General features: G+C 42.2%; 20 protein-coding genes. 15 read left to right on the plus strand and 5 right to left on the minus strand.

Annotation, left to right across the window (positions count from 1 at the left end):
* Positions 1-43: 43 nt before the first annotated feature.
* The 3 genes from LM917_RS11445 to LM917_RS11455 are packed head-to-tail and all read right to left on the minus strand — an operon-like array spanning position 44 to position 1,624.
* Positions 44-607, minus strand: a complete 564-nt coding sequence (locus LM917_RS11445; RefSeq protein WP_232697649.1) for a DUF4825 domain-containing protein — start codon at positions 605-607, stop codon at positions 44-46.
* Positions 591-1,277: a hypothetical protein gene (locus LM917_RS11450; protein WP_232697650.1), complete on the minus strand. Its 687-nt coding sequence runs from the start codon at positions 1,275-1,277 to the stop codon at positions 591-593. Before LM917_RS11450 ends, LM917_RS11445 begins: the two co-directional genes overlap by 17 nt.
* 5 nt (positions 1,278-1,282) lie before the next feature.
* Positions 1,283-1,624: a PadR family transcriptional regulator gene (locus LM917_RS11455; protein ID WP_232697651.1), complete on the minus strand. Its 342-nt coding sequence runs from the start codon at positions 1,622-1,624 to the stop codon at positions 1,283-1,285.
* Between the two features lie 398 nt (positions 1,625-2,022).
* Here LM917_RS11455 and LM917_RS11460 point away from each other — a divergent pair, with 398 nt between their 5' ends.
* From LM917_RS11460 to LM917_RS24885, 8 genes are all read left to right on the plus strand, one after another.
* The gene (locus LM917_RS11460) at positions 2,023-3,858 is read left to right on the plus strand and encodes an ATP-binding protein (protein WP_232697652.1); all 1,836 of its coding nucleotides are present in this window, start codon (positions 2,023-2,025) and stop codon (positions 3,856-3,858) included.
* Positions 3,855-5,234 (plus strand): sigma 54-interacting transcriptional regulator, encoded by a 1,380-nt coding sequence (locus LM917_RS11465; RefSeq protein WP_232697653.1) that lies wholly within the window; start codon positions 3,855-3,857, stop codon positions 5,232-5,234. Before LM917_RS11460 ends, LM917_RS11465 begins: the two co-directional genes overlap by 4 nt.
* A 251-nt stretch (positions 5,235-5,485) precedes the next feature.
* Positions 5,486-6,145: an acetate CoA-transferase subunit alpha gene (atoD, locus tag LM917_RS11470; RefSeq protein WP_232697654.1), complete on the plus strand. Its 660-nt coding sequence runs from the start codon at positions 5,486-5,488 to the stop codon at positions 6,143-6,145.
* A 2-nt stretch (positions 6,146-6,147) separates the two neighbouring features.
* Positions 6,148-6,801, plus strand: coding sequence for a 3-oxoacid CoA-transferase subunit B (locus LM917_RS11475; protein WP_232697655.1), 654 nt, complete (start codon positions 6,148-6,150; stop codon positions 6,799-6,801).
* Between the two features lie 44 nt (positions 6,802-6,845).
* Complete coding sequence (locus LM917_RS11480; protein ID WP_304502587.1) at positions 6,846-8,030, plus strand: acetyl-CoA C-acetyltransferase; 1,185 nt, start codon at positions 6,846-6,848, stop codon at positions 8,028-8,030.
* A gap of 45 nt (positions 8,031-8,075) precedes the next feature.
* The gene (locus LM917_RS11485) at positions 8,076-9,395 is read left to right on the plus strand and encodes a TIGR00366 family protein (RefSeq protein ID WP_232697656.1); all 1,320 of its coding nucleotides are present in this window, start codon (positions 8,076-8,078) and stop codon (positions 9,393-9,395) included.
* A gap of 264 nt (positions 9,396-9,659) precedes the next feature.
* The gene (locus LM917_RS11490) at positions 9,660-10,643 is read left to right on the plus strand and encodes a quinone oxidoreductase family protein (RefSeq protein WP_232697657.1); all 984 of its coding nucleotides are present in this window, start codon (positions 9,660-9,662) and stop codon (positions 10,641-10,643) included.
* An 805-nt stretch (positions 10,644-11,448) separates the two neighbouring features.
* Positions 11,449-14,355: a beta strand repeat-containing protein gene (locus LM917_RS24885; protein ID WP_444876692.1), complete on the plus strand. Its 2,907-nt coding sequence runs from the start codon at positions 11,449-11,451 to the stop codon at positions 14,353-14,355.
* A gap of 82 nt (positions 14,356-14,437) precedes the next feature.
* Here LM917_RS24885 and LM917_RS11505 read toward each other — a convergent pair whose 3' ends face one another.
* Positions 14,438-14,881, minus strand: coding sequence for a hypothetical protein (locus LM917_RS11505; RefSeq protein ID WP_232697659.1), 444 nt, complete (start codon positions 14,879-14,881; stop codon positions 14,438-14,440).
* 288 nt (positions 14,882-15,169) lie between these two features.
* Here LM917_RS11505 and LM917_RS11510 point away from each other — a divergent pair, with 288 nt between their 5' ends.
* The 5 genes from LM917_RS11510 (at position 15,170) to ilvA (ending at position 20,050) form a co-directional block, all read left to right on the plus strand.
* Positions 15,170-15,478 carry an antibiotic biosynthesis monooxygenase gene (locus LM917_RS11510; RefSeq protein ID WP_232697660.1) on the plus strand — a complete coding sequence of 103 codons (309 nt, stop codon included), beginning with the start codon at positions 15,170-15,172 and terminating at the stop codon, positions 15,476-15,478.
* Between the two features lie 135 nt (positions 15,479-15,613).
* Complete coding sequence (locus LM917_RS11515) at positions 15,614-16,198, plus strand: GNAT family N-acetyltransferase (RefSeq protein WP_232697661.1); 585 nt, start codon at positions 15,614-15,616, stop codon at positions 16,196-16,198.
* 362 nt (positions 16,199-16,560) lie between these two features.
* The gene (locus LM917_RS11520) at positions 16,561-17,949 is read left to right on the plus strand and encodes an L-cystine transporter (protein ID WP_232697662.1); all 1,389 of its coding nucleotides are present in this window, start codon (positions 16,561-16,563) and stop codon (positions 17,947-17,949) included.
* 662 nt (positions 17,950-18,611) lie between these two features.
* Positions 18,612-18,794, plus strand: a complete 183-nt coding sequence (locus LM917_RS11525) for a hypothetical protein (protein ID WP_232697663.1) — start codon at positions 18,612-18,614, stop codon at positions 18,792-18,794.
* Positions 18,791-20,050, plus strand: coding sequence for a threonine ammonia-lyase IlvA (gene ilvA / locus LM917_RS11530; protein ID WP_232697664.1), 1,260 nt, complete (start codon positions 18,791-18,793; stop codon positions 20,048-20,050). The genes LM917_RS11525 and ilvA overlap by 4 nt, the downstream gene beginning before the upstream one ends.
* Before the next feature lie 65 nt (positions 20,051-20,115).
* On the opposite strand, the gene LM917_RS11535 is transcribed toward ilvA, so the two are convergent.
* Positions 20,116-21,594, minus strand: coding sequence for a sigma-54 interaction domain-containing protein (locus LM917_RS11535; protein WP_232697665.1), 1,479 nt, complete (start codon positions 21,592-21,594; stop codon positions 20,116-20,118).
* A 248-nt stretch (positions 21,595-21,842) separates the two neighbouring features.
* On the opposite strand from LM917_RS11535, the gene LM917_RS11540 reads away from it, so the two are divergent.
* Positions 21,843-23,036: an ornithine--oxo-acid transaminase gene (locus tag LM917_RS11540; protein ID WP_232697666.1), complete on the plus strand. Its 1,194-nt coding sequence runs from the start codon at positions 21,843-21,845 to the stop codon at positions 23,034-23,036.
* 417 nt (positions 23,037-23,453) lie between these two features.
* Positions 23,454-25,259, plus strand: a complete 1,806-nt coding sequence (locus LM917_RS11545) for an IucA/IucC family protein (RefSeq protein ID WP_232697667.1) — start codon at positions 23,454-23,456, stop codon at positions 25,257-25,259.
* Positions 25,260-25,280 lie beyond the last annotated feature (21 nt).

A 25,280-nucleotide genomic window follows, 5' to 3' on the forward strand; every position in this document is an offset into this window, starting at 1 on the left:
ACTGCGTTATTATGCAGTATTTCACGAATTTTTTCATGTTTTTTTATTTTTTATTAATAAAGTTTTCCTGAAAAGCAGTAAGGGTAAAGGACTTATCTGATATTCTATCTTGTACCTTTTCCTTCCACATTTCATTAGTTAGCAATTCTGATAGATTTTCACCAAACACTCTCTTCATATCAGAACGGGTAACGGTAAATGAATCTCCTGAGAAAATATAGTGTATTTCTTCGAGATTATCGATCAATGAAAAAGCAGCAACAGAGTTATAAATGAGGGAAGCTTTCAGACGGAATTCATCTATGGCACTCACCTTTTCTTTATAGGTTATCTCCACAGTAAATTTTTCTGGGAAAAAGTGATATGTCTCCTCCAGTTCTGCAAGAGGTAAGTGCTGATACAAGTTAATCAGGTTAGTAGCCTTCCCCATATATTTGTATTTGTATGGTAATAGGGACTCAAGATCATGTGTAACTGGATTTTGTTGATCTAGGAGGTACTGTTCCTGCTTAGCTTCCATTTGTGGAAGAATGATTCCTCTGATAATCCCAAATAGGATAATCCCGACCACGATTAGAAGTATAAGCAGCTTATTCCTTGTAGCCATCATTTTCACCTACTTCATATTTCATTATCAGTTTTGGAGCGATGTGGAAAATCACGGGAACTATGATAGAAGCGAAGGGTATCAGATATTTGATTGCAATCATTGCAAATTGATAGGGACCAGAGATGTCAACAGGTCGGAAAAACCAGATATTACTTCCAAATTGCAGAGCAGTCGTAATGAAAATGCTCATACCAATAAAAATGAACCAGACAAGCCATACTTGTTTTCGTAAATCAAAGACTGCATTCAGATTGAATGCCTTAATTTTTTGCATGTTGATGTTCTTTCTGTTAGCAAGTAGAACGAGATAGACTACGCCAATAATCGCACTGGAAATAAGAAAAAGCCAATGGATAAATCCCGTTCTTATGAATTGAAGTGGCATGGCAACAATCCAGCCAATGACCATGTAGAGAAGAGTAATTTGAACATATTCCAGTCTAAATTGATTGATATAAATGGTTCGATTCCCATCAATCAGATGATCGATAGATGGAAGGTTTTCCTTTGCCATTCTGACTGCTTCGTCATAACCCACTCCGTTAGCCGTAAGATCGGCAACCTTCGCTTCGAGATTACCTAGAACTTCAAATCTCAGGTCCTGGATTTGTATACTTGCTTTATATTTTCGAAACAGGTGGTCAACATAGAATTCCAAGCTGTTCATATGGCTCAATCCTGCCTTTCTATTAGTTTGTCGATTAGATCCTTTGCTATTTTCCAGTCTGCAAGGGATTTTTCATAGGCTTCTTCGCCCAGAGAAGTTACTTTATAGTATTTGCGCCTGCCACCCTGGCTCTCATCTCCCCAATAGGAAGAGATAAGCTTCTGTGTCTCCAACCGTTTTAAGCTGGTATAAAGAGAAGGTTCCTTTAGCTCATATTTACCATCACTGTTTTTGGCGATCGCTTTGATAATTTCATATCCATAATTGTCTCCTTCGCACAATACACGAAGGATAATGGCATCAATATGCCCTCGAATAATGTCTCTGCTGATGCTATTGTCACCCATTTGCTTCACCTCACGAGTACAATATAACACATATTACTATGTGTGACAATGTAATTTGTGTAAAAGGGTATTTAGGACATAAAAAATAATATGGCAATAGGCGTGTTCCGACGCCGGTGCCGACATTCTCGCATTTCCCACCAATTCAACGGCGCAATCTATTTCTGTGCTTCCAGATGGCAAGTTTCTATCACGTACTTGCTGGCAGCCTTCGTATCTCTTTCTTTTAAGTAATTGTCAACATAACCTATACTATTTCACGCATGTTAAACGCTGGATTGTGAATAATCTGTTAAAAAATCAAAGTTAGCCGAGAAAATACTGTTTTGATATGGCTGCTTTCCCTCTGTTTTCAACTGCTACGTGATACGATAGAGAAAGAATAGGGGGGAACAACAATGAGGGTCTTACCCAAAACACTCAGGAACCAGATAACTCTCCTGATGATAATCGTCATAAGTGTACCAATACTGATTGTCGGGTACATTCTAAATGATAATGTTAGTGAGGCTCTTCTCGATGAAAAGCGGCAAAAGCTGATATCTGCGGCTACTATGCTGGATTTGCGTTTAAGGGGTTCTTATGAGGATATATTGAAAAAAGAGAAGGTAGAGAATGCTGATCGACAAACTAAAATCTATACATTGTACAAAGTATTAGTTGAGCAGACGGATATGGTAGCAAGCGCATTCCCCACTAGTGGTGTTGGTTATTATTCAAAAGACTTGGATGCTGTGGTTACCTATGGCCCCAGTTTTCTTTATTATAATAAGGTCGGATTAAGTATAGAAGACTCCCATCCGGGACATCAGGTTATGACAGATGCAAAAGAAATGACCACATTCGTGTCTGTCATTCGTGGGAATGTAATGAACGCGATGCATCCAATTATTCGAGACGGAAGAGTAATTGGTTATACGTGGGCAAATGAGCCCATGGATCTAGTAGATAAACAATTGAAAGAAATCCAGACAAAAATCTTCCTTCTTATGGGCACAGTTATGATGGTTGTCATTATTCTTACCCTGCGAATTACGAGAAGCCTAACCTGGAACGTAAATGTGGTAAAAGAGGGTTTGAAAGAAATGGAGAAAAACCCTTTGAAAAAAATAAAGGGAGTTCCCGGAGAGATTGGGGAAATAGTTACAGCGATTAATAAGATGGCTGATTCCCTACTAGATGCCAACCAATTAACGAAAAATATCGTGAGTAGTATATCAGAGGGACTTATTACCGTTAATATGCAAGGACAGATTATTTCAGCTAACTCCTCAGCGGTTAAAATGACAAATATAACTCGTGAGGATTTATTAAATAAGTACTTTGAACAAATATTTGGATATGAAAGCACTCTGGTAGGGCTAGTTATTGATACAATGCGAATGGGCACAAAACATTATGAAGTCGAAATGAGTTTGCCTGTTAACAATAGAATGATACATGTTAGTGTAAGTACGACCCCTCTTCGAAACGCTCAGGGAGAAATAATCGGGGGGATTTTGGTACTAAGGAGCATGGAAGAAATTCAGGCTATGAAGCAACAGGTTCTTCGTGCAGGTAGACTAGCCTCATTAGGAGAGTTAACCGCCTGGATTGCTCATGAAATTCGTAACCCGCTAGCCAGTATAAAAGGATTTGTTCAATATCTACAGGATGAGCATACAGAGGAAGAACGAGTAGAATTCATGGGGATCATTGATAAAGAGGTAAACAGAATCAATCGGATCATAAGGGAGCTTCTTTATTTCTCAAAAACACGTCCAGCATGTTTACAGCTTACCGACATTAACAAGGTGATTGAGCAGACATTAGTATTAGTTCGTAATCAAACAACAAGTGCCCAAATCATGATTCATCAAAACTTGGAACAGAATTTCCCTGCTATTCAAGCCGACGAAGATCAGTTAAGACAAATTATACTTAATGTCATCATAAACGGCATGCAAGCGATAGAGGGACAAGGTGTTATTTATATTGAAACCAGAAACATCCGTAACAATTATGTAGAGATAAGTATTAGGGATACAGGTAAAGGATTCTTGGAAGATGACTTGCAAAAACCTTTTGATGCTTTTTACACATCCAAGGAGAAAGGGACAGGATTAGGTCTAGCAGTAGCCAAACAAATTGTAGCAGCGCATAACGGTTCCATCTTATTAAATAATGCTCCTGAGGGAGGCGCTATTGTTACAATCGTCCTGCCAATACAACAGGAAGGTGGAGAAACAGCATGATCAAACAGAACAAGGTCATCCTGGTAGTGGATGATGAAGAAAACGTTCGACGGCTATTAATAGCTGTACTTAAAAGAGAAGGTTATCAAGTAGAAACAGCAGAGAATGGTCTGGAAGCACTGGAGAAGGTAAAAGAAATACAACCTGATTTGGTACTGATGGATATTCGTATGCCAGTCATGGATGGAATAACAGCATTTAAAGAAATGAAGGCTCATCATGAGGATGTCATGGTGATATTGATGACAGCATATGCCTCCATCGAGTCAGCAGTAGAGACGATGAAGCTGGGTGCCTATGACTATATAATGAAACCATTTGAAAACGATGAGTTAAAACTAACAGTGCAACGTGCATTGCAAGTAGAAACATTGAAGAATGAAGTAGGAATCCTGCATCGTGAATTGAATCAACATTATCGGTCTGATCGATTCTTGACCAATTGTCCAAAAATGATGGAGCTTGTAAAAGTAGTGGAACGCGTTGCACCGTCCAATGCAACTGTATTAATTACAGGGGAAAGCGGAACAGGGAAAGAAGTTATGGCGAACATGGTTCATTACAACAGCAAGAGAAGAACAGGGCCATTTATTAAGGTAAACTGTGGCGCATTGTCGGAAGGACTGCTGGAGAGTGAATTGTTTGGTCATGAAAAAGGCGCATTTACAGGAGCAATGGTACAAAAAATAGGTAGATTCGAACTTGCTAGTGAAGGGACCATTTTTTTAGATGAAATTGGTGAGATTTCACCTGCCATGCAAGTAAAGCTATTACGAGTCTTACAAGAACGTGAATTAGAGAGAGTAGGCGGAACAGAGACGATTAAGACAAATATCCGTATCGTAGCGGCAACGAATCGTAACTTACGAGAGATGGTGACACAAGGGACATTTCGAGAGGATTTGTATTATCGTTTAAATGTAGTAGAAATCTCATTACCACCCTTACGTGAAAGAAAAGAAGATATTCAAATCTTGGCAGATCATTTTTTACAAAAGCATGCTTCAGAAAATGATAGTAATATGAAGGGATTTGATCCCGATACCATACGTATCATGCAAGACTACTGTTGGCCAGGAAATCTGCGAGAGTTATCTAACGTAATTGAACGTGCTGTAATTATGGCAACTTCCTCTATTCTTTATCCTGAGGATATCTCTCCATCTTTACAAAATGACGTATCTGCACGCGAAGAAGAGAATCTAACTCTGGAAGAGAATCGTACTCCGTTAAAAGAAAGGGTAAAATGCTTTGAACGGGATCTTATTTTACACGCGCTAGAGCAGCATGACTGGAATCGGGTACAGACGGCTAAAGACTTAGGGATAAGCAGAAGGTCCTTATTATATAAAATAGAAGAGTATCAATTATCGTAAGACGTGTGCAAAAAATGCACAGGGGTAGGCAAAGAATGTTACACACATAGAAACAATGAGAGCGCTTGCATGAAAAAATGCAAGCGCTTTTGTCATGTTATATAGGGTTTTTTGTGAATATTTTCGCAAAGTTTAAACGTTTTAATCCATATTTTTACTTTTCTATGATTTTAAAAAGTTGGCACGAAGCTTGCGTATATAAATTAGCGTAACGGGTTATTGAACTTACTTGATAAACGGAGGTGTTACGAATGGAAAAAGTAATTTCCATGGAAGAATTGCCACAATACTATTCTGACGGAATGAGCGTTATGGTTGGTGGATTCATGGGTGTAGGTCAACCAATCGAAATCGTGAAAAATATGGTAGAAAAACAGGTGAAAGATTTAACGCTAATCTGTAATGATACAGCAGTGCCTGATCTTGGTGTAGGTACATTGGTTGTTAATAAGCAGTTGAAAAAAGCAATTGTCTCACACATTGGAACAAACCCGGAAACAGGAAAGCAAATGATTGCAGAAGAGTTAGATGTAGAACTTGTACCGCAAGGAAGCTTGGCTGAACGTATTCGTGCAGGCGGAGCAGGGCTTGGAGGAGTTTTGACACCTACTGGGGTAGGAACGGTTGTTGAAGAAGGTAAAGTCAAAATGAACGTTGAGGGCAAGGAATACATCCTAGAAACACCACTACGCGCTGATGTGGCTTTACTAAAAGCACATAAAGCAGATAAAGCAGGTAACCTGGTTTATCGTCTTACTGGACGTAACTTCAACCCAATGATGGCACTGGCAGCAGATATGGTTATTGCTGAAGTAGAAGAACTGGTTGAAGTTGGAGAGCTTGAACCTGATGAAATTATGACCCCAGGCGTTTTGGTAGACAAAATTGTTGTATGCGGAAAGGGTGAGTAGGAATGGCGACAGTAGCATTAAATACTAAAGATCGAATTGCAAACCGAATTGCAAAAGAACTTAAGGACGGTGACCTTGTCAATCTAGGTATCGGCTTACCCACCAAAGTAGGTAATTTTTTACCTGAAGGTGTAGAAGTTATGTTGCAATCAGAGAATGGATATATCGGAATCGGTCCTGTTACTGAAGTGGACCCTGACCTTGTGAATGCAGGCGGGCAACCAGCAGGTATGGTAACTGGAGCTGCTATGTTTGATAGTTTCATGTCCTTTAACTTAATCCGTGGAGGACACGTAGATGCTACTGTACTTGGAGCTTTGCAGGTAGACCAAAATGGCAACCTAGCAAACTGGATGGTTCCAGGAAAAATGGTTCCAGGTATGGGTGGCGCTATGGACCTTGTAGTTGGTGCGAAAAAGGTAATCATCGGTATGGAACATGCAGCAAAAGACGGTTCACCTAAAATTCTTAAACAATGTAATTTGCCTCTGACTGGTAAGCAAGTAGTAGACATGATCGTGACTGAACTTGCTGTATTTACTTGCACTGATAAAGGTCTGGTATTGGAAGAAATTAGTGAAGACACCGATCTTCAAACTGTTCGTGAAAAAACGGAAGCAGATTATATCGTTAGCAAAAACCTGAAAAAATTCTAATCAGAATATAAGGTCGACCAAAATTTGTTACGAGGTGAAGATAAATGTCAATGCAAGATGTAGTGATTGCTAGTGCTTGTCGTACACCAATGGGAAATTTCAACGGTACTTTAAGCGATGTTGCAGCTGTAGATTTAGGATCTTTAGTTATCAAAGAAGCTATCAAGAGAGCGAACATCAAGGCCGATCAGGTTGAAGAAGTTGTCATGGGCTGCATTTTACAAGGAGCGCAAGGACAAGGTCCAGCTCGTCAGGCAGCAGTCAATGCAGGGGTCCCTGTTGAGAGCCCAGCTTATACGATCAATTTAATCTGTGGATCAGGAATGAAAGCTGTTCATCTAGGTGCTCACGCGATCATGGTTGGCGAAGCTGACGTCGTAGTAGCAGGTGGAATGGAAAACATGAGCCTATCCTCTTATGCTATGCCAAAAGCACGTACAGGCTATCGGATGGGTAATGCGACAGTGGTTGATACCATGATCAATGATGCGTTGACTTGTGCATTTAACAACTATCACATGGGTATCACAGCGGAAAACGTAGCAGAAAAATATGGTATTACTCGTGAGGAACAGGATGAATTCGCAGCCTGGAGCCAGCAAAAAGCTGAAAAAGCAATTAAAGATGGCAAGTTTAAAGACGAGATCGTTCCCGTAACCATTCCGAAGAGAAAAGGAGACCCAGTCGTATTTGATACAGATGAGTTTCCTAAATTCGGTGCAACGAAAGAACAATTGGCTAAACTTCGCCCAGCCTTTAAAAAGGATGGAACAGTTACAGCAGCTAATGCTTCCGGTATCAATGACGGTGCTGCCGCTTTGGTATTAATGAGTCGCAAAAAAGCTGAAGAGTTAGGTGTAAAACCTTTGGCAGTAATTAAAGCAATGGCTTCTGCCGGTGTTGATCCAAGTATTATGGGTATTGGTCCGATTCCAGCAACGAAAAAGGTGTTAGAAAAAGCTGGATTAACTATGAAGGACATGGAATTGGTAGAGGCAAACGAAGCGTTTGCTGCTCAAGCTTTGGCAGTTGGTAGAGAGTTGGAAATTCCAAATGAAATTCTAAACGTAAATGGTGGAGCAATCGCACTTGGTCACCCTGTGGGAGCGAGTGGAGCGCGTATTCTGGTAACCCTCTTACATGAAATGAATCGTCGAGACGTTAAATACGGATTAGCTACATTATGTATTGGTGGCGGTATGGGTGTCGCTACAGTGATCGAAAGATAGAATTGGAAACAGTTCGGCTTACAGCCGAGAGGAGTTGAAACACATATGCAAGCTGTCTCAAAGTTTTTTACCGCAATGGTAAATAAGTACCTACCTGACCCGCTAGTTTTTGCAATGTTACTAACTATACTAGTATTTATTTTGGGAATTACCTTAACTCCTAACTCAGCAATGGACATGGTAGGTATGTGGGGCGATGGCTTCTGGGGTCTGTTGGCATTTGCGATGCAGATGGCACTGATTGTAGTAACCGGTCATGCAATGGCTAGTTCCCCACTAGTACGTAAAGGATTGAAAAAAGTAGCATCAATCGCTAAAACACCAGCACAAGGTGTTATGCTTGTAACTTTTGCTTCTGGTATCGCTTGTACGCTTAACTGGGGATTCGGTTTAGTAATAGGTGCTCTCTTCGCAAAAGAAGTAGCGCGTTCTGTACCTAAATCAGATTACCGTTTGCTGATTGCATCAGCATATATCGGTTTCTTAACATGGCATGGTGGTTTGTCTGCATCTATACCTTTAACAGCAGCTACACCAGGAAACCCGATGGAAAAAATGAGTGGGTTAATCCCGCTAACTGAAACAATCTTTACTCCTTACAATATTTTCATTACTGTAGCATTAATCGTAACATTACCATTCCTGACTCGCATGATGATGCGTCCGGAAGAAGAAATTCCACCAATTGATCCTAAACTTCTGGTAGAAGACCCTTCTATGGCTAAGGTACTTGGTAAGGATGCTACCATTGCAGAACGTATGGAAGAAAGCCGTATCCTTGCTTATCTAATTGCTGGTTTAGGTTTTATCTATCTTGGCACTTACTTTATGGAAAAAGGCTTTGAATTAAATATCAATACAGTTAACTTGCTGTTCTTCATGATGGGTCTGCTCTTGCATGGAACTCCAATGTCATACATGCGTGCTGTATCTAACGCAGTACGTGGTACAGCTGGTATCGTAGCACAATTCCCGTTTTATGCGGGTATCCAACTGATGATGGAACACTCCGGTCTGGGTGGTCTTATCACAGAGTGGTTTATCAATATCTCAAGTGCGGATTCTTTCGCAATCTTGACATTCTTCAGTTCTGGTCTTATCAACTTCGCAGTTCCTTCCGGTGGTGGTCACTGGGTAATTCAAGGACCATTCGTAATGCCGGCTGCTGAAGCACTCGGGGCTGACGCTGGTAAGGCAGCCATGGCGATTGCATATGGGGAAGCCTGGATGAACATGGCACAACCATTCTGGGCATTACCTGCACTAGCGATCGCAGGTCTGGGCGTACGCGATATCATGGGTTTCTGCGTAACCGCTCTATTATGGTCTGGTGTAATCTTCCTTGCAGGACTTTATTTCTTCTAAAATGTAATAAAAACTTGTAAATATAAGCAGGGTATCTATTGGGATGGGGATTCATAGATACCCTGTTTTACTTTTTTTGAAGTAGAGTAGAAGATGTGCTTGTTATTATCTCAAAAAAGTCATTCCATTTCTGTTATAGTTCCGTTTGATGATAGGATTTTTCTCTATTCCTTTTTTGAATGTTACTTTCCTTGATGATTAGAAAGGAAATAGGATAAATGTACAGAATTATTTGCATTTACTAGGGTGACAGGGGGGATTAGATTGAAAGCGATCGTAGTTACAGAATTAGGTGGTCCAGAGGTTTTAACGTACACAGAGATAGAAATACCAGAATATTCTTCTAGTCAGGTATTAATTCGAGTAGTGGCAACAAGCGTGAATTTTGCTGATATTAAAGCCAGATATGGGCAAAAAGGTGGCAAACTACCCTTCATTCCTGGTCTCGATGCAACCGGAATTATTGAGAAAGTAGGATCAGATGTTACTAGTCTACATGTAGGGCAACGGGTAATAGCTTTCCCATCTACGGGATCTTATGCAGAATATGTGGTAGCGGACGAGAATCTCACTTTTGCTATTCCAGACCAAATAGATGATCGAACTGCTGCAGCGTGCCCAATCGTTTCTTTTACTTCATATAAATTGTTGGCAGATGTTGCTCAGTTAGAAAAAGGAGAAACGATCTTGATTCACGCAGCAGCAGGGGGAATTGGAACTACAGCGATTCAGATGGCTAAGCTGTTAGGAGCTGGAAAAGTTATTGGCACTGTTGGTCACGAAAGAAAAGCGGCGACAGCTTACGAGGCGGGTGCAGATCATGTGATTTGTTATACGGACGTGGATTTTGCTGATCAAGTAAACAAGGTTACGAATGGCGCAGGGGCAAATGTAATTCTTGATTCGATCGCAGGCTCCACATCGGAAAAAAGCTTGAAATGTCTTGCTCCATATGGCAGACTGGTTCATTTTGGCAATTCTAGCGGGGAGATAGGCAGGTTTGAAACCAAGGATTTACACGCGAGCTGTCGCTCCGTTCTTGGATTTAGTTTTGGTACGACACGAAAAATGCGTCCTGAGCTTTTATTAAATACGGCGAGAAATGTTTTTCCCTATTTGGCTGATGGGAGTTTACAAATGAAAATCGGTGGTAGTTTTACATTAGAAGAATCTTCTAAAGCCCATGAATGGGTGGAGAGCAGACAGAGTACAGGTAAAGTAATAGTGGAGGTTCATTCAGGAAGGTAATTTCCGAGTGCAGGGGTATGATGCCTCTAAATAATTTAGTAGCTAAGAAGAAGTTAGTAATAGGTAGAGGATGATAATATTGAAAAAATCATGAAGATTTGACGATTGTTCAGAGAGTAATGATCATTCAATTGTTATAGGAGAGACCTATTTTTATTGAAATATAAACAGATATCCAAACACTTTCTAATCTGGAGAATATCATAGTTCAGAAAGGGGGGTGTATAAATCTGTTATGGATAATATGAAAGAGTTTTTACGAGGTTTTGCGAATGATGAATTATCCGATTTTTTGCGTAAAGATCCACTTTTTCTAAGACATTCATCATCTAGTTCCTACAGCATTTCTAGCTACTATTGTTCTCCTATTACTGGAATAACCGGACCAACATGTCCAACTGGTCCTGGAGGGGGTGGGCCTATTCCAATTCCCCCATATATTTATGCTGAATGGGTACGTATCCTAACAAAATTGTCCAATGTGTTACCAATTTTCTTAGCAAATCAGACGCCTGCAACGGTTGCATCACTCAATGCTGTTTTGACTGAATTACTGAATCTTGTTAAGAGAGGATGTCTGGGATTACCACTCCAATCAGCTTTGGAATCAGTTATTGCTAACCTGTTGCAAATTCTAAACACGCCATTGCCAGAAGAAGAAAGTGATGGTGATGCATTAGGTTTAGAGCCATTCGGGGGTTTAGTAAATATTGAATTATTCTACATTGAATTTCAGAACCTGTTAAACATCTTACTAGAGGCTATTTTGCAATTTTTGATATTACCTTCTCAGCGAGCTACTCTGATCGGGCTCATTCAAACGTTGCAATTACAGTTAATTAGCTGGACAACTGAAGGCGGTTATACAGGAGCAACCGGAGAGACAGGATCGACAGGAGCAACCGGATCACCAGGTGAAGAGGGAGCAACTGGATCGACAGGAGACACGGGAGCAACTGGATCGACAGGAGACACGGGAGCAACCGGATCGACAGGTGATACCGGAGCAACTGGATCGACAGGAGATACGGGAGCAACCGGATCGACAGGAGACACGGGAGCAACTGGATCGACAGGAGACACGGGAGCAACCGGATCGACAGGAGAAACGGGGGCAACTGGATCGACAGGAGAAGCGGGAGCAACCGGATCGACAGCAGAAACGGGGGCAACTGGATCGACAGGAGAAGCGGGAGCAACCGGCTCGACAGGAGATACGGGAGCAACCGGATCGACAGGAGACACGGGAGCACCTGGATCGACAGGAGACACGGGAGCAACCGGATCAACAGGAGAAGCGGGAGCAACCGGATCGACAGGTGAACCGGGGGCAACTGGATCGACAGGAGAAGCGGGAGCAACCGGATCGACAGGAGATACGGGAGCAACTGGATCAACAGGAGAAGCGGGAGCAACCGGATCAACAGGAGACACGGGATCAACCGGATCAACAGGTGATACGGGAGCAACCGGATCGACCGGAGCAATTGGATCAACAGGTGACACGGGATCAACCGGATCGACGGGAGCAACCGGAGCAACAGGTGATACGGGAGCAACCGGATCGCCCGGAGCAATTGGATCTACAGGTGACACGGGAGCAACCGGATCGCCCGGAGCAATTGGATCTACAGGTGACACGGGAGCAACCGGATCGCCCGGAGCAATTGGATCAACAGGTGACACGGGATCAACCGGATCGACGGGATCAACGGGATCGACCGGTGACACGGGAGCAACGGGAGCAACCGGATCAACAGGTGATACGGGATCAACCGGATCGACGGGATCAACCGGATCAACAGGTGACACGGGATCAACCGGATCGACGGGAGCAACCGGATCAACAGGTGACACGGGAGCAACCGGATCGACCGGATCGACAGGTGACACGGGATCAACGGGATCGACGGGATCAACCGGATCAACAGGTGATACGGGATCAACCGGATCGACGGGAGCACCCGGAGCAACAGGTGATACGGGAGCAACCGGATCGACGGGAGCTCCCGGATCAACAGGTGACACGGGAGCAACGGGATCGACGGGATCAACAGGATCAACAGGTGATACGGGATCAACCGGATCGACGGGAGCACCCGGAGCAACAGGTGATACGGGAGCAACCGGATCGACGGGAGCAACCGGATCAACAGGTGATACGGGATCAACCGGATCGACGGGAGCAACCGGAGCAACAGGTGATACGGGAGCAACCGGATCGACGGGAGCAACCGGATCAACAGGAGACACGGGAGCAACCGGATCAACTGGAGCAACTGGAGCAACTGGAGCAACAGGTGACACGGGAGTAACCGGATCGACCGGAGCTACCGGATCAACGGGATCAACAGGTGATACGGGAGCAACGGGATCGACCGGAGCAACTGGAACAACAGGTGACACGGGAGCAACCGGAGCGACGGGAGCAACCGGATCAACAGGTGATACGGGAGCAACGGGATCGACGGGAGCAACCGGATCAACAGGTGACACGGGAGCAACCGGATCAACTGGAGCAACTGGAGCAACTGGATCAACAGGTGACACGGGAGTAACCGGATCGACCGGAGCAACCGGATCAACGGGATCAACAGGTGATACGGGAGCAACGGGATCGACCGGAGCAATTGGATCAACAGGTGACACGGGATCAACCGGATCGACGGGAGCACCTGGAACAACAGGTGATACGGGATCAACCGGATCGACGGGAGCACCTGGAACAACAGGTGATACGGGATCAACCGGATCGACGGGAGCACCTGGAACAACAGGTGATACGGGATCAACCGGATCGACGGGAGCACCTGGAACAACAGGTGATACGGGATCAACCGGATCGACGGGAGCAACTGGATCAACAGGTGACACGGGATCAACCGGATCGACTGGATCAACAGGAGCAACAGGAGCAACCGGTGATACGGGATCAACCGGATCGACGGGAGCAACTGGAACAACAGGTGATACGGGATCAACCGGATCGACGGGAGCAACTGGATCAACCGGATCGACTGGATCAACAGGTGACACGGGAGCAACCGGAGCAACCGGATCAACTGGATCAACCGGATCGACGGGAGCAACTGGAACAACAGGTGACACGGGATCAACCGGATCGACGGGAGCATCTGGATCAACCGGATCGACTGGATCAACCGGTGACACGGGAGCAACCGGAGCAACCGGATCATCTGGATCAACCGGATCGACGGGAGCAACTGGATCAACAGGTGATACGGGATCAACCGGATCGACCGGAGCAACTGGATCAACAGGTGATACGGGAGCAACCGGACCGGGAGTTACAGTAAATAGTGCGTATGGTTCGAATTTTTCTGGTACTTCTATTTCAGTTGTTGGAGGTGGAACGCTAATACCATTTCCTGATTCCCCAAATATTGGACCAGGTATTACGCCTAATGGAAGTTCAGACACATTTACCGTAACGAATGCAGGTACGTATTATATTGCCTACGATATTACTTTGGATGCAGCAGTTGCTGTAAGCTCCAGACTATTGGTAAATCGTACTCCAATTGCAGCAGCTACTATTAATTCATTACTTGGTCTTACAAACTTTCAAGCGCAAGCTATTGTTAATGTTGGAGCGAACCAAACCGTTCAGATAGAATTTTTCGGCGCAGTAACCATAGCGAACTTGCTTGCATCACAACCAAGTTCACTTACAATTATTCGCCTAGCCTAGATATCCATCACAAGTATAGGCATCAAAAGAAAAGCTGTTTCCACACTCTGTACAGGGTGGGAAACAGCTTTTTTGTAAGGGATTATGTAAAAGCGAGAGAACATAACTCAGGATCGTGCAAGGGAAATTGTAAATGCACCCCTGAACTAGAGTCCGCATATAAGATATTTTCATCACATGACATCTCCACAAATGATTCGGAATTTGCGAAAAAGGCAACCCAGATCAATCTTCTATCAGGAGCTAGTGAAGCAACAAAACCTTCTGAACCGTTACTTCCTTTTCCTAGCGTGTAAAAGCACTGATTATCTTCGTGATAGGTCTCGTTCAAGATATTTATGGTAGTAAAATCGAAAGGAGATTTTACTAAGAAATCTTGTAAAGAAAAGGAGTCATTAACCGTCAATTCTATGTGAGGATTTATTCCTAAGGAGCAGGCGATCGAGCGTCCATCTGCAAAATAGATTCCGTCTTTCATGGGGAGTTTGCCTTTCATCCACAACAATGAAATTGCGGAATGGTTCATGGATATAACCTCCCTTCCGTTGAGAAGACAAATACATTTCTGTGATGAGAAATATACTAAAAATTAGTAAGATTTATTGGCTAGGGGAATAGGATTCTATTTTACAGCTTTTATCAATTAATAGCCACCTTGCTCAATTAATAAGTAATTAACTTGTCAAAAAAAGAAAGCAAAAAAAACACGACTGATAGCGGTTACAAATAAGTGTATTGCAGGTAGTTGAATAATGATAAAAGATATAATATAGTTCTAGAACATGGAAAAAAATACTGGAGGGGATGGCATACTATGATCATGGTTATGAACACCATTCAGGTGAAAAACGGATGTGGAGACAAACTGTTAGAGGGATTTCAAGAACCTAAAGGCGTACAGGATTTTCCAGGTTTTGTCCGAATGGAAGTGCTAGCAACTGAAGGTACGGAAGAGTTTGAAGAATATAAAGTTTGTACCACCTGGGAGAGTAAGGAGCATTTCCAGGCATGGGTTGAGAGCGATTCCTTCAAGCAGTCTCATGCAAAAAGAGCAGGCGCAGGTCCTTCCGATCATATGCTAGGGGCAAAAATTAGCTTCCATCAAATTGTAATCTCTCACTAAACATAATGATGATACAAAACAGCCTTGGAAAGTCAGCTTTCTTGGGCTGTTTTTTTATTGCTGCTGTTATTCAGTGAAAAACAAAAAAACGTCCATAGAGAAAAATTACATAAGTGGTTGAAATGAGGAGGAAAAATGGTAGAAAAGGAACGGATAAAACAAGAGAATCAACTCATAACAGGTGAAAAAGTATATCTTCGAATGGCACGAGAATCAGACGTGGAAGAGTATTATGCGTACTTGAATGACTTAGAATGCAATAAATTTACAGGTTCATTATCTATGACATTTACCAGAGAAATCACGGAGAATTGGCTTAAAAAGATTATAGAAGTGCACGAAGATCGAATAGATTTGCTGGTTTGTGTCAACGAATCGGATGAGTTTATTGGAGAAGTCGTATTGTTGGATATTGATAAGGTTACAAGAGCTGCAGGTATACGTATTGGACTTATTAGTAGTCGCTGTGAAAAAGGATATGGTAGCGAGGCGATGCAGCTCATGCTCAACTATGCGTTTACCAAGCTGAATCTGCATCGAGTTGAATTGGAAGTGTATGCATTTAATATACGAGCCATTCATGTATATGAGAAGTTAGGCTTTGTAAGGGAAGGTGTGAAAAGAGACTTTCTTTTTCAAGAGGGTACTTACCATGACATGGTTATGATGAGTATGTTAGAGGATGAGTATAGGAAGAAGTATGGGAAGAAACTAATCTAAATCAGATATAATGGGCAAAAACTAGTATTTGCTTAAGCAACAAGTACCTATTTATCCAAATTTTTGGCACGAGTAAGTAGCTAAAGATGCAGTAACAAAAAGGCGGTAAAAAGAGAATCAGCGAATAGAAATGGTTACAATTGGATAGGTTACAACATAAAAGCGTAGGAGTAATAGATACATATTACTTACCTACGCTTTTGTAATGCCTACACGTAATTGTTATGCACCCTAAGGGATAAATTTCATACATATAAGTGCAAGGAAAATATAATTCCTACTTTACAGATAGGAATTTATGTATTATAACATTACTATGCATAAGAAAAAGTCATAACCATGTAAGAACAGGAGGGACTCAAATGACAACTGTCTGGGTTCTAGTCAATATCGCAATCTTTTTAGTCATTATTTATGGTTTGTATGCAATGCAAAGGAAACATGTTTCCTTTTCCAAGCGGGTCTTTCTTGCACTTGGATTAGGGATTGTATTCGGGATTGGCTTACAGTTTATCTTTGGAGCCAAGTCTGACATTATGAAAGCAACGATTGATTGGTATAACGTTGTTGGGCAAGGTTACGTAAAACTGTTGCAAACAATCGTAATGCCACTTGTTTTTATCTCGATTTTGGCTGCTTTTACAAGAGTGAAGCTAACGAACAACATTGGTAAAATTAGTTCACTCATTATCGGGATACTGATTGCGACAACTGCGGTAGCTGCAGCAGTTGGGATTGCTACTACTCTAGGCTTTAATTTGGAAGCAGTGCAAATTGAACAGGGTGAAACCGAATTAAATCGTGCAGCACAGTTAGAAGAAAAATTTGCAGGTATTCAGGACATATCACTTCCGGCAAAACTTGTTGAGTTGCTACCAGTTAATCCATTCCTAGATTTAACAGGGGGACGACCTACATCCACAATCGCTGTAGTAATTTTTGCAGCATTACTAGGTCTTGCATTCCATGGGGTAAAGAAAAAACAGCCGGAACAAGCTGAGATGTTTACCAAAATGGTGGATGCAGTCTATAGTATCGTAATGAGAGTCGTAACCATTGTACTGCGCTTAACACCATACGGAGTCCTGGCTATGATGATTCGGGTTACTGCAACTAGCGACTATCTGGCAATCTTGAATTTAGGTAAATTCGTCGTAGCTTCTTATGTAGCATTGATCATCATGTTCTTGATTCATCTTGTATTGCTAGCGATTTCTGGACTTAATCCAATTACGTATGTGAAAAAAATAATTCCGGTTCTTGTATTTGCCTTTACATCTCGTTCAAGTGCAGGTGCACTACCGATTAACGTACAAACGCAGCGTGATCGGTTAGGAGTACCGGAGGGTATCGCTAACTTTGCTGGTTCATTTGGATTATCAATCGGGCAAAATGGATGCGCTGGTATTTATCCTGCCATGCTTGCTGTCATGATTGCACCAACAATTGGAATTGACCCACTTACACCAACTTTTATTCTGACACTTATTGCAGTGGTAGCAATCAGTTCGTTCGGGGTTGCTGGTGTTGGTGGTGGAGCAACGTTTGCAGCACTACTCGTTTTATCCAGCATGAATATGCCTGTTGCTTTGGCAGGTCTACTAATTTCTGTTGAACCGTTGATTGACATGGGACGTACTGCACTTAATGTAAGTGGTAGTATGGCGGCTGGAGTTATTACCAGTAAGGTAACCAAGGAACTCGATATTGAGGTATACAATGACCCTACTTCTAAGGAAGTAACGGTATAAAGGAAAATCGTAAAAGAGCGCCGAATTTTTCGGTGCTTTTTTACTTTGTATGAAAGTATAAACTCCTGAGGATTACTTCGTGAATTATTATCACTTCTTTTATGGTTTCAGAAGACAAACAAATCCAATAGCATGAAAAACCAGCTTCTATTTTTCTCACAAAAAGCAGAAAATTAATTGTACGAAAAAATAAGTTTCATATGAATATACGAGATCGCAATAACATATATCCTTAGTAGCATGACAAAAGGAGTATTTGTTTCTTTTTCTCAAGTTGACAAGATCGTAGTAACGACATATAATTCAGAACAATAAGAAATAGTAATGAATGCTAAAGTAATGATATGAATGGTGTAGATGAGGATAAGTATATGGAAGCGCTAGTGTCAGAGAGCCGTCTCATGTGCTGAGAAGACGGTCACTAACTTGCATGGAATATCACCTCGGAGCTTTGTTTTTGAACAGGAGTATAGATTACCCGTTACTCCTCTTAAATAACAACGGCCTGTCTCCGTTATTGGACAAGAGTCTGTGCAGAAGGAATCACTGTATAAACAAGGGAATTGCACAAGACTCATGGAGTCCGTATTTCGTGAGAAGACGGAGAATGCTGAGTGGTAACGCGATGATATCTCGCCTAAGCATGAAAGGAATAATCTTTCATGAAAGGTGAGTTTTTTTTTTTCAACAGACAGGAATTTATGAAAATTCTTATCTGCATAGGTGCAACTAAGGCTTTATCTTCGCCAGAGGCTTGGGGCAAAGCCAAGTTTTCTTATAGAGAGAGTATGGGCGTATTGGGAAGAGAGACGAGAATAAAACATGGAGGGACAGATAAACCATGAATCTGACAACAAGCAAAATGACGATTGAAGACATCCTGGTAGCAGGTCATTTACTTAGAGAAGTGATCGTAAAAACGCCGTTGCAGAAGAATGCTGTATTATCAGAAAAGTATAATTGTAATGTCTTTATTAAGAGGGAAGATTTGCAAATCGTCCGGTCGTTTAAACTTCGTGGAGCGTATTATTTTATGCGCACGTTGTCAGAAGAACAGTTACAACGTGGTGTTGTCTGTGCGTCTGCTGGTAATCATGCACAGGGCGTAGCCTTTTCTTGTCAGGCTCTTGGGGTGAAGGGAACTATTTTCATGCCTAATACAACCCCACGTCAAAAGATTACACAGGTAAAGCTGTTTGGCGGTGATAAAGTAGAAGTAGTGCTCACAGGTGATACATTTGATGATTCCTTTGCGGAAGCAACGAATTATTGCAATAGCAAAGGGATGACGTTCATCCATCCGTTTGATAATGAAAAAATTATTGCTGGACAAGGCACTGTCGGAATGGAAATCTTAAATGATATGACAGAGTCGCTCGATTATGTATTTGTTGCAATCGGTGGCGGTGGTTTGGCTGCTGGAGTAGGTACCTGTATCAAAGGGATCAGTCCTCTCACTGATGTCATTGGTGTAGAGCCTGAAGGTGCAGCATCAATGAAGTTGTCCCTAGCCAATAAGCGTGTGGTTCCGATGCAGGAAATCGATTCGTTTGTGGATGGTGCCGCAGTTAAGCAGGTAGGTCAGCTTACCTTTGAGATTTGTGAAGATGTACTGGATGATATTGTGACGATTCCAGAAGGACAGGTATGCAGCACGATTCTCGATTTGTACAACCAAAACGCCATTGTTGCTGAACCAGCTGGAGCACTTTCCATTTCCGCACTGGAAACCTATCGCGATAAAATCCAAGGAAAGAATGTCGTCTGCATCATGAGCGGCGGAAATAACGACATTGACCGCATGCAAGACATAAAAGAACGCTCGCTGATGTATGAAGGCTTGAAACATTACTTTATTATCAATTTCCCACAACGTGCAGGTGCGCTTCGTGAATTCCTAGACGATGTACTGGGACCAACAGATGACATTACCCGTTTTGAATACACCAAGAAAAATAATAAAAATAATGGTCCAGCACTAGTTGGCATCGAATTGAAGCAAAAGCAGGATTATGAAGCTCTGATTGAGCGCATGGAGCAGAAAAATATTAATTATATGGAAATTAATCAGAATCCAGCTTTGTTTAACTTGCTGATTTAAATCGTGTAAAATTTAGCTAGCATTTCGTAAAAAAGTAAGACTCTAAGCTGAAAATGCTTATGGTCTTACTTTTTTGTTAGGATAGAAGAATGTAAACGACGCAAACGATATTGTAGACTTTGTCTGCTAATCTGTAAGGCATGAGCAGCCTGTGAAATATTACCATTATGCTGTTGTAACACGCTTGCTAGATAACTGGTTTCAAACTGGAGGAGCGCGTCTTTCAAAGAGAGAAATTGAACGTGTTCAGCACCTTCCCTTGAATGGTTAGTAGATACTGTAGTAGTAAAAGGAGAAGCTTCTCCTTTTGCCTCATGTAGGGTTCGATTCATTTTCTCTGCAATCATTCCTCTTCCGTCCCTATGAGAGAACGGTAAGTGAGCAAGCCCAATACATGCTTCATCTGCCATGAGATTCATTGCTCCCTCAATGAGATGTTCTAACTCTCGCACATTCCCCGGCCAGTCGTATTCTAAGAAAAACTGAGCAACCTCATCATCAATTCCCTGTACGTTCATCTGGAATAGATGATTAAGGTCCTCAATAAAACGGGTAACCAAGAGAGGAATATCTTCCTTTCTTTCCCGAAGAGGAGGAATTTGGAGGGTTACAACGCTTAGTCGATAATACAAGTCTTTACGCAACTTTTGACTGGAGATAGCCTCGATGGGGTCTTCATTAATGGCCGCAATGATCCGAACATTGATTGGACGATCTGAGGTATCGCCAATGCGACGTATTGTTTTTTCCTGTAGCGCTCGCAAAAGTTTTGCTTGTAATGACAACGGGAGGGAATTCATTTCATCGAGAAAAAGTGTACCTCCCTCTGCCTGCTCGAACAGTCCTGGACGCTCTATCGCACCAGTAAATGCCCCTTTTGATGTTCCGAATAATAAGCTTTCAATAAGACTATCAGGCAATGCAGCACAATTTTGGGAAATAAACGGACCTTTTGATCGTGAGCTGGCATTATGTATGCTTTGCACGAACATTTCCTTACCTGTTCCGGTTTCTCCAGCTACCAGAACGGAGGAGGAGGTACGTGCTGCGCGGGTAGCGAGTTCAATTAACTCAGTAAGGGCAGTACTTTTTCCAATGATACTGTCAAACGTAAAGCGCGCCACATCAGGTTCTTTAGTACGATAGTTCTCCCGAAGTAACCGTTCCATTTTGGTTACGTCACTTGCAATTTCCATAACCCCAAGAACCTGGCCTTCTTTTAATAACGGTAGCGTGCTATTAATGGTAGTGATCTCTTTTCCTTTGTCATTAAAATAGGTTTGCCTCACCTGTTTCATACTGGACCCACTTGAAAGTACCTGAAGCATAGTGCTTTCCTGACCAGTCGGAAACTGAAATACGTCCCACAATTTTTTACCTAACACTTCTTCTTTCTTCATACTTTCCAACTCGGCCATTTTTCGATTATAGATAATGGAAGTTCCGTCCTGATTAATGACGTGGACTCCTTCATTTAAGGCATCAAGTATTTGATCCTGCATGGCTACAATAGTTAAAGGATGCAGATGTGATAGGGGAGACATGGGAGACACCACCTTTCTTTCGTTCCTATGCGTTAGTTTTATTGTAGATGTTTACGTAACTATGTGCAAAATATTTTTGCATGCAAATTTATTATGGGCTGAAGTGCAAAATTTATTGTCACTTGATATGGATACGAACGCCTTAAAAACGTAGATTATACAGAAAATCTTGTTACTTCAACTTGTTGATGCAATTGGCATGATAGTTGCATGAAGATTATAGGTAGTTGAAGGGGGAGGGATTACTCATGGCTATTTCCAATAAGATCATTTCGCAAACAGAAAAATTTGGTGCTCACAATTATCATCCATTGCCAATCGTTATCTCGAAAGCCGAAGGTAGCTGGGTAGAAGATCCGGAGGGCAACCGTTATCTGGACATGTTAAGTTCTTATTCTGCACTTAATCAAGGACATCGTCATCCTAAAATCATTCAGGCGCTGAAGGATCAAGCTGACAAGGTTACGCTTACATCCCGCGCATTTTATAACGAACAACTTGGATTCTTTTATGAAAAAGTAGCAGAATTGACCAAGAAAGAAATGGTTCTTCCGATGAATACGGGTGCAGAAGCAGTTGAGACAGCTATCAAAGCTGTTCGTCGCTGGGCTTACGATGTTAAGAAGGTACCAGAAAATCAAGCAGAAATTATTGTTTGTGAGGGGAATTTTCACGGGCGCACAGTAACGATTACGTCATTCTCATCCGCAGATGAATATAAGCGAGGATTCGGTCCGTTTACACCAGGATTCAAGATTATACCATACGGAGATATAGAAGCATTGCGTGAAGCTATTACACCTAATACGGCAGCTTTCCTCGTTGAACCGATTCAAGGTGAAGCTGGAATTATCATCCCGCAAGAGGGCTTCTTAGGGGAAGCACGTGCTATTTGTGACGAGCATCAAGTCTTGTTAGTGGCTGACGAAATTCAGACAGGATTTGGGCGGACAGGTAAGATGTTTGCTACGGATTGGGAAGAAGTATCTGCCGACATGTATATTATGGGTAAAGCACTTGGAGGAGGCGTAATGCCAATCTCTGCGGTTGCGGCTGATCGGGAAGTGCTAGGTGTTTTTGAACCAGGTTCACATGGCTCTACTTTTGGCGGTAATCCTCTTGCATGTGCGGTAGCGATTGCTTCCATTGAAGTGTTAGAGGAAGAGAAGCTAGTAGAACGTTCACAGGAGTTAGGTCAGTACTTTATTGATCAATTAAGACAAATTGAAAATCCGCTTATCGTTGATATTCGTGGACGTGGTCTATTTATTGGAGTAGAGCTGGATACGCTAGCCCGCCCATACTGCGAACAATTGAAAGATCTGGGTCTACTCTGTAAGGAAACGCATGAGACTACTATTCGTTTTGCTCCACCTCTGGTTATTTCTCGTGAGGATTTGGATTGGGCGATTGAGCGAATTAAACAGGTATTGAGTGTGTAAATAATTCGCGGCATAGGGTAACAACTAAAACTAAAAAAATATAAGCCAACGTGAAAGGATTTGTCAGTGTAGAGGGCATCCAAACACAGTTGGCTTTTTTACTTTTTAGTGACGGGCAGTCTATCATTAGAAGAATTTTAAGATTGAATGATTAGACATTCAGGGTGATTTCCATATGAAATACCTGTTTAAAAATAGTCTTGTAGCAGCTAAATTTGCTGTCGCATGACTATTTTTTTGTAAATATGAAAGTCGATGTGCTGAAAATGTGCAATTCTAGAAATTTTTAACTTGAAATGATAATGATAATCGTTTACATTTAGTTACGGGATTATTTTCCATAATTTCTCATAAATGCTAAGAGTACCCTCGAGCTTGGATGAATAAAAAAATGGATCTAGCAAAGGGAGATGTAGCATGTACGATGTCAAGCAGACTGCAGAACATGCAACGATGCAGAGCTTTCTAAATTGTTATCTCCGAGGAACTGGGAGTGGCGAGTGGATTAAAGGCGAGGATGCAATGATTCAGGATCTATTGAAAGTAATACGACCAAGTCCGGCTGGTATGTATCTTCATTGCAATCTTCCCAATCAGGGAATATCCATCTATGCTGGGGTCAATTATTGGTCACGAACAGGGAGACATTTGTTCCAGTACCCGGCTTGTTATCGAAGTGGTGAGCAAAACTCCTTGATTGAGGCTGATTATGTCACAATGTCCGTATTGCTCATTAAAGAACTTACCCTTCAATATGGCGGTAACGCTGTCCCAGATGAATTAGTGCTACGTATTATCCAAAGTTGCCAAAGCATGGAGAAATTTATTAGCACGCGGAGAAACGATGCCAAAACCCTTTACGGATTCGAGCAAAAGTTCATTGAGGCAGAGCAGGCACTTTTGTTCGGACATTTGTTTCATCCAACACCGAAAAGTCAGCAAGGGATACCTGACTTCAAGCAAGATGTGTATTCGCCAGAGTGTTGTGGTAAGTTCCAACTCCACTTTTTTGCTGCCCATCATTCGATTTTGCAGGAAAGTTCTGGATTGAATGTATCCACGACTGCATTACTAAAAGGGGAGTTTCCTTATTTAGCTGACGATGATGAGGCTTTTTCGATCGTGCCGATTCACCCGCTACAAGCCAATTGGTTACTTGGGAATGCGACTGTGCAGTCCTTACTCGAGAAAGGATTGCTACGGTACCTTGGGGCTATGGGTGAGGAGTATATGGCGACTTCTTCGCTACGTACGGTTTATCATCCTGAAAAGAAATACATGCTGAAACTCTCCGTTCCAGTCAAGGTGACCAACTCCATGCGGATTAATAAGCTAAGCGAGATGGAAATTGGTATCGAAGCAAAACAGTTGATTGACACAAGTATTGGCGAGGTAAGCCGTATCTATCCTGGTTTTGACTTTATGGCTGATCCTGCTTATATCACGGTCACATTCGGTCAGCCGGCTGAAACAGGTTTTGAAGTGATTCTTCGCGAGAATCCGTTTATGGGGGGCGAGGCAGAGAATGCTACGCTGATCGCAGCACTCGTACAAGATCCACTACCTGGCTATAAGAGCAGACTGGCAACGATCATCTATCATCTGGCGGAACAGGAAGGAAGAACGCTGGAATCGGTAAGCCTTGAATGGTTTAGACGTTATCTAGACATCTCGCTGAAGCCGATGGTTTGGCTATACCTGACATACGGCATTGGTTTGGAAGCCCATCAGCAGAACAGTGTTGTCACATTAAAAGCAGGTTATCCAGACCGTTTTTATTATCGCGATAACCAAGGATACTATTTTTCAAAATCAATGGAACATGTATTGGCGAGTGAATTGCCTGGTATCGGTAAAAAGAGCGGAAACATCTATGACGATCATCTCATTGACGAAAGATTTAGCTATTATATGATCTTCAATCATATGTTTGGGTTGATTAATGGATTCGGAACAGCTGGTTTGATTGACGAACAACTGTTACTCAATGAAATGCGTGTGGTTTTGATGGAGTTCTTGCCTATGAACAGAGAGCCATCGAGATTCCTACATAATCTGCTGACATGTGAAGAGCTATTGTGTAAGGCGAATCTACTTACACGATTTTATGATCTTGACGAATTGGCGCGTAAAGAAGAGAGAGCATCTGTTTTCGTTCATGTAGAAAACCCCTTGGTAAAGGTAAAGCAGACGGAGGCGACGAGACTGCTTGCTATTCGATAGTTTGGATATAGCTGACTTGGA

Origin of the sequence: Brevibacillus daliensis, from assembly GCF_021245735.1 — a bacterium.
GTDB lineage: Bacteria > Bacillota > Bacilli > Brevibacillales > Brevibacillaceae > Brevibacillus_B > Brevibacillus_B daliensis.